The sequence below is a fragment of the Streptomyces sp. NPDC051664 genome (assembly GCF_044453545.1).
Taxonomy (GTDB): Bacteria; Actinomycetota; Actinomycetes; order Streptomycetales; family Streptomycetaceae; genus Streptomyces.
In genome coordinates, this window is sequence record NZ_JBITCU010000007.1 from 83,441 (window position 1) to 95,589 (window position 12,149).

The window sequence follows — 12,149 nt, forward strand, 5'->3', positions numbered from 1 at the left end:
CTCGGACGAGCCTGAGTCCCAGGCGCAGCCCGGTACCCCGGCGCAGCCCGGCGCCCCGGACGAGCCTGAGTCCCAGGCGCAGCCCGGCACCCCGGCGCAGCCCGACACCTCGGACCAGCCCGGCACCTCGGACGAGCCTGAGTCCCAGGCGCAGCCCGGTACCCCGGCGCAGCCCGGCGCCCCGGACGAGCCTGAGTCCCAGGCGCAGCCCGGCACCCCGGACCAGCCCGGCACCCCGGACCCTGACCCCGCACCCGAGCCGACCCCCAACCCCCCCGCCGGAGGCGATACCGCGTGAACGACGTACTCGACGTCGCCCTCCGGCTCGTCATCGTCTTCGGGGTGTTCATGGTCGTCCCACTCGTCGTGGGCCAGACCGAGCACAAGGTGATGGCCCACATGCAGGGCCGCCTCGGCCCCATGTACGCGGGTGGCTTCCACGGCTGGGCCCAGCTCGTCGCCGACGGTGTGAAGTTCGCCCAGAAGGAAGACATCGTCCCGGCCGACGCCGACCGCCGTATCTTCCAGCTCGCGCCGGCCGTCGCCCTCCTCCCGTACCTCCTGGTGCTCGTCGCCATCCCGATCGGCCCGAGCGAGGGCGCGGTCGGCCAGGTGGTCGACGCGGGCATCTTCTTCGTGCTCGCCGTCATGGGCGTGGGAGTGCTCGGTTCGCTGATGGCCGGCTGGGCATCGGCGAACAAGTTCTCCCTCCTCGGCGGCCTCCGCACCGCCGCCCAGCTCCTCGCCTACGAACTGCCGATGCTGCTCGCCGCGGCATCCGTCGCGATGGCGGCCGGCACCGTCTCCCTCCCCGGCATTGTCAATGCCTTCGAGTGGTGGTGGCTGCCCTGGCAGATCGTCGGCGCCCTGGTCTTCTTCGTGGCCGGACTCGCCGAACTGCAGCGCCCGCCGTTCGACATGCCGGTCGCCGACTCGGAGATCATCTTCGGGGCGTACACCGAGTACACCGGTCTGCGGTTCGCACTGTTCCTGCTCGCCGAGTACGCGGGCATCGTCGTCCTCTGCGGGCTGACCACCGTCCTCTTCCTCGGCGGCTGGCACGGCCCGCTCGGCGCCGACGGACTCGGCTGGGTCTGGACGCTCCTCAAGACCGCGGTCCTCGCCTTCGTCGTCATCTGGCTGCGGGTGAGCTACCCTCGCCTCCGCGAGGACCAGCTGCAGAAGTTCGCCTGGACCACACTCATCCCGCTCGCCCTCGCGCAGATCGCGCTCACCGGCATCGTGAAGGTGGCGATCAACTAATGCCTCCGATCCCCGGCTCAGGCCTGGCCAAGGGCCTGGCCGTCACCCTGCGGACGATGACGAAGAAGACGGTCACCGCGCAGTACCCGGACGTCCAGCCAGAACTCCCGCCCCGCTCCCGCGGTGTCATCGGGCTGTTCGAGGAGAACTGCACGGTCTGCATGCTGTGCGCCCGTGAGTGCCCGGACTGGTGCATCTACATCGACTCCCACAAGGAGACGGTGCCTGCCGCCGCCCCGGGCGGCCGCGAGCGCAGCCGCAACGTCCTCGACCGCTTCGCGATCGACTTCTCGCTCTGCATGTACTGCGGTATCTGCATCGAGGTCTGTCCCTTCGACGCGCTGTTCTGGTCGCCGGAGTTCGAGTACGCGGAGACGGACATCCACGACCTCACCCATGAGCGGGACAAGCTCCGCGAATGGATGTGGACGGTGCCCGAACCGCCCGCGCTCGACCCCGGCGCGGAGGACCCGAAGGAGATCGCCGCCGCCCGCAAGACGGCGGAGAAACTCGAAGCCCAGCGCGCCCAAGAGGCCGAGCAGGCCAAGGCAGCAGCCCAGCCGTCCCAGCAGGCCCACGAAGAGGAAGAGGGGGAGGAGTGACACTCGCAGCCACCGCGGCCACGGCCCACCCAGGCTTCCTCTCCCCTACCGGCATCGAGATCGCCTTCCTCCTGGTCGGCATCGCCACCCTCGGAGCGGCCCTCATCACCGTCACGACCAAGCAGCTGGTCCATGCCGCCCTCTGGCTGGTCGTCGCGCTCGGCGGCCTCGCCGTCGAGTACCTCCTGCTCACCGCCGAGTTCATCGCCTGGGTGCAGGTGCTGATCTACGTCGGTTCCGTCGTCGTCCTCCTTCTCTTCGGGCTGATGCTCACCAAGGCCCCCATCGGCCCCTCGCCGGACGCCGACTCCGGCAACCGCTGGGCGGCCCTCGGCGTGGCGTTCGCCGCCGCGGCGGCCCTCGTCTGGGTCGTCGTCGACGCCTTCCGCACCACCTGGATCGACCTGGACGGACCGGCCCACGGGTCCACCGAGGCGACCGGCGCCTTCCTCTTCCGGCACTGGGTCCTGCCCTTCGAGGCACTCTCCGTCCTGCTGCTCGCCGCCCTCGTCGGCGCGATCGTCCTGTCCCGCAAGCGCAGTAAGGAGCAGAGCTGATGCACCTCGCCTACCCCGCCGTGCTCGCCGCCCTCCTCTTCTGCACCGGGCTGTACGGAGTCCTCGCACGCCGCAACGCGATCCTGGTCCTGATGTCCGTCGAGCTGATGCTCAACGCCGTCAACCTCAACCTGGTCGCCTTCGACGTCTGGCTCCGCGACGCCCTCCACTCCGGCCAGGCCCTCACCCTCTTCACCATCGCCATCGCGGCGGCGGAGATCGGAATCGGCCTGGCGATCGTCCTCGCCGTCTACCGCAACCGAGGCAGCTCGGACGTCGACCGCCTCCGTGACACCGCCGAAACCGACGCTGCCGAAGCCCTCCCCGGCGACAGCACCGAAGACCAGGCCACTGCTCCGGCAGGGAAGGCAAAGAAGGCAGAGGCCACCGCGTGACCACCACGACCCTCGCCGTCCTCGTCCCCCTCCTCCCGTTCCTCGGCGCCGCGGCCGGCCTGCTCCTCGGGCGCACCGCCCCCGGCTACGTACGCCCCCTCGCCGTCCTCCCCACCCTCGTCGCGGCCGTACTCGCCGTTGTCGTCGCCGCACGCCAGGGCGGCGGTCCGGCCATCGACGCCGCGACCCGGCTCACCCCCACCGGTTCGGTCCCGATCGACCTCGCCCTCCATCTCGACGGCTTCGCGGTCCTCGTCGCCGTCCTGGTCGGGCTCGTCGCGACCTGCGTGCAGATCTACTCGACCGGCTACCTGCGCGACGACCCCCGCTACCCCTCGTACGCGGCCCTCGTCTCCCTCTTCACCGCCGCGATGCTGCTCGTCGTCTACTCCGGCGACCTGATGGTGCTGATGGTCGGCTGGGAAATCATGGGCATCTGCTCGTACTTCCTCGTCGGCCACTACTGGGAGACACCCGAAGCGCGCGCCGCCTCCCTCAAGGCCTTCCTGGTCACCAAGCTCGGCGACGTCCCCTTCCTGATCGGGCTGTTCGCGCTCGCCGCCGACACCGGCACCTTCCGGATCACCGGCATCCTCGGCGCCGTCGCCAACGGCGGCCTGGACCACCCCACCGTCATCGCCCTGCTGCTCCTCGCAGGGGTTGCCGGCAAGTCCGCCCAGTTCCCCCTGCACACCTGGCTGCCCGATGCGATGGCCGGCCCGACCCCCGTCTCCGCGCTGATCCACGCCGCGACGATGGTCGCCGCCGGCATCTACTTCGTGGCCCGGCTCCTCCCCGTCTTCGCCGAATCCGGCGCCGCCCTCGTCGTCCTCGCCGTGATGGCGGCGGTCACGATGATCGGATCAGGGCTCGCAGCGCTCGCCCAGGACGACATCAAACGCGTCCTCGCGTACTCGACGATCGGCCAGCTCGGCTACATGTCCGGTGCACTGGCCGTCGGCGACCGCGGGGCCGCCGTCTTCCACCTCCTCTCGCACGGCGCGTTCAAGGCCGTCCTCTTCCTCGCGGCGGGCGTCGTCATCCACGCCTCCGGGACCAACTCGCTGGCCGCCATGTCCCGCATGGGCGGACTGGCCAAGCGCATCCCGGACGCCTACTGGACGATGACCGTCGCCCTCCTCGCGCTCGCCGCCATCCCGCCGTTCGCCGGCTTCTTCTCCAAGGAAGCCGTCCTCGTCGCCGCCGAACACACCGCGCTCGGCGACCGGCACGTCGCCCCGGCCGCCGCCGGGTGGACCGTCCTCGTCGCCGGACTGCTCGCCGCCGTCCTCACCGCCGCGTACGCCACCCGCCTCTGGCTCCTCGCCTTCCGCGGCCGCGGCGCCGAGGTCCCCGACCACGGCAGGCAGCCCGTCGCGATGACCGCCGTCCTCTGGGTCCTGGCCATCCCCACCATCGCCTTCGGACTGACCGTCGGCGTGATCACCGACTGGTTCGACGGCCACAGCCTCACCCCGACCGTGACCACCGCCGTCCTCTCCACAGGCGTCGCCCTCGTCGGCGGCCTCGTCACCTACGCCGCCTGGCGCCACACCACGGCCCTCGCCGCCCGCATCCCCGTCGGCGCCGTCGTCGCCCACCCCGACGCCGAACCCGCACTCGTCGAGGCCGAGGCCATGACCCACCACACCGCCGGTTACGGCGACACCCCGGGCGCCCCCGACCCGGCCGACCCGGGCCGTCTGCTGCTCGGCCCGCTCCACCGCCACGCCGCCACCGGCTTCCATCTGGACGCCCTCTACACGAAACTGTTCGTCCGCCCCGTCCAGGCCGCGGCGAGCCTCGTCCGCTTCCTGGACCGCGAGGTCGTCGACACGTACGTACGCGGCTCCGGCACCGGCGCACGCCTGCTCGGCACCGCCGTCCGCCGCGCCCAGACCGGCAATGTGCAGACCTACCTCAGCGCACTGCTCGCCGGTTCCCTTGTCCTGGCGATCGCCGCCGTCGTTTTTGCCACCGTCAACGCCGGGGCGTGAGCCGTGATCGATATCAGCGAATCCGTGATGCAGTTCCTTCTCGCGTTCATCGTCGTGGGCCCGCTCATCGGCGCCGTCGCCGCCCTCCTGCCGGCCCCGCCCGGGCTGCGGGGAAAGAACCGCGACCAGGCCGTGCTCCGCCACGGCGTGACCGTCACCGGCGCGATCCTCGTCGCCGCGATCGTGCTGGCCCTCGGCTTCGACCACGACCACCCGTCGAAGATGCAGGCCACCACCGACATCAGTTGGATCCCGGCGCTCGACGTCCGTATCCACCTCGGCATCGACGGTATCTCGCTCCCCCTTCTCGTACTGACCGCGTTGCTGACCTTCCTCTGCGCGCTCTACAGCTACTTCAAGATGCCCGACGGCCCTTCCCCGAAGGCCTTCGTCGCACTTGTCCTCGTCCTCGAGTCCGGGACCCTCGCGACCTTCGCCGTCCTCGACCTGCTGCTGTTCTTCCTGGCGTTCGAGATGGTCCTCATCCCGATGTACTTCCTCATCGCCCGCTGGGGCGGCGCACAGAGGCAGGCCGCCGCCTGGAAATTCATCCTCTACACGCTGCTCGGCTCCGTGATCATGCTGCTGGGCCTGCTCCTCATCGGGCTGAAGAGCGGCACCTTCGACATGGTGGCACTCGCCACTGACAACGGCCGTGGGCTCACCTCGTCCGTGCAGGTCATCGCCGTACTCGCGATCGGCATCGGGCTCGCCGTGAAGACCCCGATGTGGCCGCTCCACAGCTGGCTGCCGGACGCCCACACCGCCGCCCCGACCGTCGGCTCGGTGCTCCTCGCAGGCGTCCTGCTGAAAATGGGCACGTACGGATTCGTCCGCATCCTGCTGCCCATCACCCCCGACGGAATGCACACCTTCGCGCCGTACCTCGCCGCGTTCGCAGTCGTCGGCATCGTCTACGGATCGCTCGCCTGCCTGGCACTCGCCCGCCCCGGCTCCAAGGGCGACCTGAAGCGCCTGATCGCGTACTCCTCCGTCGGCCACATGGGCTTCGTACTGCTCGGCATCGCGACCATGACCCCCACCGGCGTCAACGGCGCGCTCTTCGCCAACATCGCCCACGGCCTCATCACCGGCCTGCTGTTCTTCCTGGTCGGCGCCGTCAAGGACCGATACGGCACCGCCGACCTCGACACCCTCTCCGGCGCCACCGGAGCCGCCCTCTACGGCCGCGCCCCCCGCCTCGGCGGCCTCCTCGCCTTCGCCGCCGTAGCCTCGCTCGGCCTGCCCGGGCTCGCCGGATTCTGGGGCGAGATGCTCACTCTGTTCGGCGCCTTCGACCCGGCCCGGGGCCTCAGCCGCCCGGCCTTCCTCACCTTCATGTCGATCGGCGCGTTCGGCACCCTGCTCACCGCCGCATACATGCTCATCGTGGTACGCCGCGTCTGCATGGGCGAGAAGCGCGAGGAACCGCACCGGATCGCAGACATCCAGACGTACGAGTTCGCCGCCTGGACCCCGCTCGCCGCCCTCACCGTCCTCGCCGGCCTGTGGCCCGCCGTCCTCCTCGGCCTCACCGACCCGGCCGTGCAGAAGCTCCTCGCAGGAGGCAAGTCGTGACCACAGCGGCCGACAGCACCACCAGCCTCGTCCAGTCCGTCGACTGGCTCGCCATCGCGCCTCCCGTCGTCGTCGCGACGGTCGCCCTGATCGTCCTGGTCGCCGACCTCTTCCTCCCCGAGGAACGCAAACCCCTCCTCGGCCTGGCGAGCATCGCCGGACTCGTCGCCGCCCTCGCCCTCCTCATCCCGCTGCGCGACGGCAGCCACTCCACCTTCTGCCTCACCACGGGAACCGGCACCGAAGCCTGCAGCTACACCGCCGACCACTTCGCCCTGATCATCCAGGTCCTCGTCCTCGGCGGCGCCCTGCTCACCGCGCTGCTCTCCTTCGGTGACACCCGCAGACTCCCGGCCGGCGAATTCTGGTTCCTGCTCCTGTCCTCCGCGGCAGGCGCCGCACTCCTGCCCGCCGCCCGGGACCTCGCCACCCTCGTCGTCGCCCTCGAAGTCGCATCCCTGCCCGCCTTCGCCCTCGTCGGCATCAAGCGCGACGACCGGCGCTCCTCCGAGGCGGCCCTCAAGTTCTTCCTCTCCTCCGTCGTCGCGACCGCCGTGATGCTCCTCGGCGTCAGCTTCGTGTACGCCACGACCGGCACCCTCCACCTCACGGAACTCGCCACCCGCCTCCACGACGTCCCCGACCAGCTCTCCACCCTCGCCAAGGCGGGCGTCGCCCTCACTCTTGTCGGCTTCGCCTTCAAAACGGCAGCCGCACCGTTCCACTTCTGGGTCCCCGACACCTACGTCGGCGCCCCGCTGCCGGTCGCCGCCTACCTGTCGGTCGTCGGCAAGGCCGTGGGCTTCTCCGGGCTGATCCTCGTCACCGTGATCGCGTTCCCGTCGTACGCCGACGTCTGGGGACCGGCCCTCGCCGTCGTCGCCGCTCTCACCATGACCGTCGGCAACGTCGCCGCCCTGCGCCAGACCGCCACCCGCGCCCGCAGCGCCGTACGTCTGCTCGCCTGGTCGTCCATCGCCCAGGCCGGCTACCTCCTCGTGCCGATCGCCTCCGCCGCCTACTCCAGCGACGAACAGATCGGCTCCACCGTCGCGTACGCCCTCATGTACGCCGTCGTGAACCTCGGCGCCTTCGCAGTGGCCGCCCTTGTCGCCCGCACGAAGCCGGACAACCGCCTCTCCGACTACCGGGGCCTGTACGCCACCCGCCCCCTCACCGCCCTTGCGATGGGCTTCTTCCTGCTCTGCCTGGCCGGCCTCCCGCCGGGCATCGTCGGCCTCTTCGCCAAGGTCACGGTCTTCTCCTCGGCCGTGGACGCGGGACTCGGCTGGCTCGCCGTCATCATGGCCGTGAACGTCGTGATCGCGCTCTACTACTACCTGCAGTGGACGGCGGCGCTGTTCCGCGCCCCGGAAGAGGCCGAGCCGGCCGCTCCGGCCCCGGCCGCCGCTCTGGCCGACGGCCCGGCGATCGGGGTCCAGACCCTGCGCGCACCCGTCTCCCTCAGCACCGCGATCGCCCTGACCGCCGCAGTCGGCATCGTGCTCTCCGGCGCCCCGCAGCTCGTACTCCGGTTCGCCGCGGTCAACCTTTTCTGACCGCACACCCCCGCCCAAGATCGGTTTGCCCCGGGCGGACCGAACAGGGCAGGGTCATGCCCGCACAACGACACAGACGTACGACACACACACGCACACAGCGAAGAGGAGCGAGAGCAGTGCTGAACGGGTTCAAGGACTTCATCCTGCGCGGAAACGTCATCTCCATGGCGATCGGACTCGCTGTCGGAGCCGCGTTCACCGCAGTCGTCACCGGCTTCAGCACCGCCTTCATCACACCCCTGATCGGCCTCGCCACCGGCTCCGTCGGTGACTTCAGCACGGCCCGGTTCACGGTCGAGGGCGCCATCTTCCCGTACGGCAAGTTCCTCGCCGCCGCCATCGCCTTCCTGATCACCGCCGCGGTGCTCTACTTCTGCGTCGTCGTCCCGATGACCAAGGTCCAGAACCGCTTCGCGTCCAGCAAGGACCAGAAGGTCGACATCAAGGCAGCCCTGCGCGACTGCCCCCGCTGCTACACCGAGATCCCCGCCATCGCCTCCCGCTGCGCCCACTGCACCAGCGAGGTCAAGCCCGACCCCGAGGCCCTCGCGCTCGTCAAACTCCCCGCCCAGCGCTGACCCGCCCGGCGTCGCCGCGCATCGCACCCCCCGACACCCGTACGGCCCAATGCCTGCTCCGGCCCGAACAGCCGGACAAGCCGCCGGACACGGCCCGCCCTCCGGCCGTGCGCACAAGGGAACTAGCTCTCCTCGCCTGGCGTTGACCAGTACAGGAGGCTCCACTGGGGAGTGGAGCACCACCAGCAAAGGGTTCCCCTGCTGCACCACTTGGAGGGCGTACCGTGCACCGCCGGCACAACGGGCTGAGAACCGCCGTACTCCTCGGGGGCCTGTCAGCACTCATCATCGTCATCGGCAGCTTCTTCGGACGTACAGGCCTCGTCGTCGCGCTCGTCGTAGCAGTAGGCACCAACGTCTACGCCTACTGGAACAGTGACAAGCTCGCACTCAGAGCCATGCGGGCCCGCCCGGTCAGCGAGTTCGAAGCACCACAGCTCTACCGCATCGTCCGTGAACTCTCCACCGCAGCCCGGCAGCCCATGCCACGGCTCTACATCTCCCCGACCCAGGCACCCAACGCATTCGCCACCGGACGCAACCCGCGCAACGCGGCAGTCTGCTGCACCGAAGGCATCCTCCAGATCCTGGACGAACGCGAACTGCGTGGCGTCCTCGGCCACGAACTCAGCCATGTCTACAACCGCGACATCCTGATCTCATCCGTCGCCGGAGCACTCGCCTCCGTCGTCATGTTCCTGGTGAACTTCGCCTGGCTGATCCCCGTGGGCCGATCCAACGACGACGAAGGCCCCGGCATCCTCGGCATGCTGCTGATCATGATCCTGGGCCCCCTCGCCGCCTCCGTCATCCAGCTCGCCGTCAGCCGCTCCCGCGAGTACGAAGCAGACGCCTCGGGCGCCCGGCTGACCGGCGATCCCCTGGCCCTCGCCGGCGCCCTGCGCAAACTGGACGCCGGAACAAAACAGCTCCCCCTGCCCCCCGAGCCGAAGATCGAGACCGCGAGCCACATGATGATCGCGAACCCGTTCCGCCCCGGCCAGGGGATGTCCAAGATGTTCTCGACACATCCACCGATGGCGGAGCGCATCGCCCGACTCGAGCAGATGGCAGGTCATCGCCCGTGAAGACAATCCTGAACGTCATATGGCTGGTCCTGTGCGGCTTCTGGATGTTCCTCGCCTACATAGCCGCCGGCATTCTCCTCTGCATCACCATCATCGGAATCCCGTTCGGCCTGGCCGCCTTCCGCATCGGCCTCTACGCCCTCTGGCCCTTCGGCTACACAGTCGTCGACCGCCGCGACGCCGGCGCGCCCTCCTGCGTGGGCAACGTCCTCTGGCTGATCCTCGCCGGCTGGTGGCTCGCCCTCGGCCACATCACGACCGGCATCCTCCTCTGCCTCACGATCATCGGCATCCCACTGGGCATCGCCAACTTCAAGCTGATCCCGGTCTCCCTCCTGCCCTTCGGCAAGGAAATCGTCCGAACGGACCAGCCGTTCGCCGGACGCTGACGCAGGCCGGACAACCGGACAGCGAGGCGGCGCAGCCGCCGAGGACCACCTCGTCGACCCGTCAACGGCCCACTGTCAGTGCCGTCGTCCACCATGAACCCATGAACGACACCGAGCAGTTGCCGACAGCCGCCGAGAAGACAGCGCACACCGCTCCGCGACGGGTGAAGCACCCGCTCCCGCTCCCCTCAGTCCCCGCCGAAGACGTCGCCCGTGCGGCAGCGGCCCCCGGCTTTTTCCCGCCGCCACTGCCCACCGTCCTCCGTAACCGAATCACCGACGGCGACCTCGGCCCGGGACACGGGCTGCTGCCGTTCACCGGCGGAACCGCCCTCTACGGGCAGCAGTCCCTCGTCGCCCTGCTGGACGGAACCGGCTGGTACGGAGAGGACCCCGACGACGACGCACCGGAACTGCAATCCTGGCCGGACTACAACGCCCGCATCTGAGCCTGCTGTGACCTGCCGCTCTTTCTGCTCAACCGGCAACCACGCAGGCCCGTGCAACGTCTTGGGTTTCACAACCAGGCGAAGGGTAGGTTCGGCAACATGAGCATCATCGGTTGGATCATTCTCGGACTGCTGGCCGGAGCCATTGCCAAGATCCTGCTCCCCGGCCGCGACCCGGGCGGGCTGGTCGGCACCACCGTCATCGGAATCATCGGCGCCTTCATCGGCGGCTGGATATCGTCGCGCTTCCTCGACCGCCCGATATCCAACGACTTCTACGACACCACGACGTGGATCTCCGCCATCGGCGGCTCACTCGTGCTGCTCATCATCTACCGGCTGCTCTTCGGGAACTCGCGAGAACGTCACTGACGCCCGCCCGCACCCGGTCCGCCCAACCCGGTCTCGCGCAACGTCACATTGAGCCGGCCACCGCTCATACCCGTCGCAGGATCAGCCGTCCCGGGACGGACCTTCGGCACGCCGTGAAACGCGAAGCGTGACGGCCCGCCGAAGACGAACAGGTCACCGGAAGCCAACTCCACATCCGTGAAAGGCCGTCCACGGTCCTCCGTATTGCCGAATCGGAAGACGCACGTATCGCCGATGCTGAGCGAGACGACCGGAGCGCCCGACCGCTCCTCCTTGTCCTGGTGCATGCCCATCCTTGCCGCACCGTCATAGAAGTTGATCAGTCCGGTGTCCGGCGCATACGCCTGGGCCGAGTACTCCTCCCCGTACGCCTCGACCAGCGCCTCCCGACCCAACTCAGCCAACCAGTCCGGGAATTCGGCCACCCGGGCGCCGTTCACATCATCCGCGGTACGCGAATAGCGGTACGGCTGCCAGTGCCAGCCCACACAGGCCGTCTGCACAGACATCACCCCGCCGCCCGGCAACACCGTGTGCCGCAGCGGCACAGGCCCCCGCGCCCACCCCCGGCACACCTCGACCAGCTCCCGCTGCCGCTCCACCGACAGCCACTCCGGCACATGCACCGCCCCCGGCGCCACAACGGTCCGCGGCCTGGGGAAGAGGCCCGCCATTCAGCACACCGCCATTCGGTACCCAGCGTCATTCGGCACTCAGCCGCTCAGCGCACATCCACGGAGCACACGGCTCCTCAGCGCACCTTCCAGCCCCAGAAGCCGCTCCTTGCGCTCCAGGCCGGCTGCGTAACCGCGCAGTGCCCCGTCCGCACCGATCACCCGATGGCACGGGCGCACGACCAGCAGAGGATTGCGCCCGATCGCCGCCCCCACGGCCCGCACGCCCGCCCCGGGCGTGCCGATCCGCTCGGCAATCTGTCCGTACGACACCGTCTCCCCGTACGGGACGGTGTCCAGCGCGCCCCAGACCCGGCGCTGGAACTCCGTGCCCTGCCCCTGCACGTACGCGATGTCGAAGTGAGTCAGCCGGCCCTCGAAGTAGGCCCGCAGCTGGCCGGCGATCCCGGCGAAGGCCTCCGGCGCGTGGATCCAGCCGTCCTTGACGACCGCGGCGCCCTTCTGGCCGGGCATGGAGAGCGACGCGAGCGCCACACCGCCCGCCTCGGCAGCCGCTTCCTCGCCGACCAGCAGCAGTTCGCCCAGCGGGCTGTCGACGGTCGCGTACATGGTCATGGCCGGTCCCTCTCTTCATCCGTGCTGGGCGACTCCGTACAGAGTGACTCCGTACAGGGCGACGAATCA

General features: G+C 69.7%; 14 protein-coding genes and 1 pseudogene. 13 read left to right on the top strand and 2 right to left on the bottom strand.

Translation table 11 applies throughout. The annotated features are described in order from the left end of the window. The 13 genes and pseudogenes from ACIA8E_RS15650 to ACIA8E_RS15710 all read left to right on the top strand — a co-directional run. A pseudogene (locus tag ACIA8E_RS15650) lies at positions 1-298 on the top strand (hypothetical protein); the annotation flags it as partial. Continuing rightward, complete coding sequence (locus tag ACIA8E_RS15655) at positions 295-1,263, top strand: NADH-quinone oxidoreductase subunit H (protein ID WP_399298291.1); 969 nt, start codon at positions 295-297, stop codon at positions 1,261-1,263. The pseudogene ACIA8E_RS15650 and the gene ACIA8E_RS15655, both read left to right, overlap by 4 nt. Further along, entirely contained in the window at positions 1,263-1,865 is a 603-nt protein-coding gene (locus ACIA8E_RS15660) for a NuoI/complex I 23 kDa subunit family protein (RefSeq protein ID WP_399298293.1), read from the top strand. Before ACIA8E_RS15655 ends, ACIA8E_RS15660 begins: the two co-directional genes overlap by 1 nt. Next, a complete protein-coding gene (locus tag ACIA8E_RS15665) occupies positions 1,862-2,422 on the top strand; it encodes an NADH-quinone oxidoreductase subunit J (protein ID WP_399298295.1) in 561 nt (186 codons plus the stop codon). Before ACIA8E_RS15660 ends, ACIA8E_RS15665 begins: the two co-directional genes overlap by 4 nt. Next, positions 2,422-2,817, top strand: coding sequence for an NADH-quinone oxidoreductase subunit NuoK (gene nuoK, locus ACIA8E_RS15670; protein WP_030926276.1), 396 nt, complete (start codon positions 2,422-2,424; stop codon positions 2,815-2,817). The genes ACIA8E_RS15665 and nuoK overlap by 1 nt, the downstream gene beginning before the upstream one ends. Beyond that, positions 2,814-4,814, top strand: coding sequence for an NADH-quinone oxidoreductase subunit L (locus ACIA8E_RS15675; RefSeq protein WP_399298297.1), 2,001 nt, complete (start codon positions 2,814-2,816; stop codon positions 4,812-4,814). The genes nuoK and ACIA8E_RS15675 overlap by 4 nt, the downstream gene beginning before the upstream one ends. Before the next feature lie 27 nt (positions 4,815-4,841). Beyond that, a complete protein-coding gene (locus ACIA8E_RS15680) occupies positions 4,842-6,392 on the top strand; it encodes a NuoM family protein (protein WP_399298699.1) in 1,551 nt (516 codons plus the stop codon). Then, positions 6,389-7,951: an NADH-quinone oxidoreductase subunit N gene (locus ACIA8E_RS15685; RefSeq protein WP_399298299.1), complete on the top strand. Its 1,563-nt coding sequence runs from the start codon at positions 6,389-6,391 to the stop codon at positions 7,949-7,951. The genes ACIA8E_RS15680 and ACIA8E_RS15685 overlap by 4 nt, the downstream gene beginning before the upstream one ends. A 119-nt stretch (positions 7,952-8,070) precedes the next feature. After that, entirely contained in the window at positions 8,071-8,532 is a 462-nt protein-coding gene (locus ACIA8E_RS15690; RefSeq protein WP_399298301.1) for an MscL family protein, read from the top strand. A 224-nt stretch (positions 8,533-8,756) separates the two neighbouring features. Next, the gene (htpX, locus tag ACIA8E_RS15695) at positions 8,757-9,620 is read left to right on the top strand and encodes a zinc metalloprotease HtpX (RefSeq protein WP_399298303.1); all 864 of its coding nucleotides are present in this window, start codon (positions 8,757-8,759) and stop codon (positions 9,618-9,620) included. Next, positions 9,617-10,009 carry a YccF domain-containing protein gene (locus ACIA8E_RS15700; protein WP_399298305.1) on the top strand — a complete coding sequence of 131 codons (393 nt, stop codon included), beginning with the start codon at positions 9,617-9,619 and terminating at the stop codon, positions 10,007-10,009. The genes htpX and ACIA8E_RS15700 overlap by 4 nt, the downstream gene beginning before the upstream one ends. A gap of 101 nt (positions 10,010-10,110) precedes the next feature. After that, positions 10,111-10,458, top strand: a complete 348-nt coding sequence (locus ACIA8E_RS15705) for a hypothetical protein (RefSeq protein WP_399298307.1) — start codon at positions 10,111-10,113, stop codon at positions 10,456-10,458. Positions 10,459-10,557: 99 nt separating this feature from the next. After that, positions 10,558-10,830 carry a GlsB/YeaQ/YmgE family stress response membrane protein gene (locus tag ACIA8E_RS15710; protein WP_399298308.1) on the top strand — a complete coding sequence of 91 codons (273 nt, stop codon included), beginning with the start codon at positions 10,558-10,560 and terminating at the stop codon, positions 10,828-10,830. Here the strand turns inward: ACIA8E_RS15710 and ACIA8E_RS15715 are convergent. Next, a complete protein-coding gene (locus tag ACIA8E_RS15715) occupies positions 10,824-11,504 on the bottom strand; it encodes an alpha-ketoglutarate-dependent dioxygenase AlkB family protein (protein WP_399298310.1) in 681 nt (226 codons plus the stop codon). The genes ACIA8E_RS15710 and ACIA8E_RS15715 overlap by 7 nt on opposite strands. A gap of 39 nt (positions 11,505-11,543) precedes the next feature. Next, the gene (locus ACIA8E_RS15720; protein ID WP_399298312.1) at positions 11,544-12,080 is read right to left on the bottom strand and encodes a methylated-DNA--[protein]-cysteine S-methyltransferase; all 537 of its coding nucleotides are present in this window, start codon (positions 12,078-12,080) and stop codon (positions 11,544-11,546) included. Positions 12,081-12,149 lie beyond the last annotated feature (69 nt).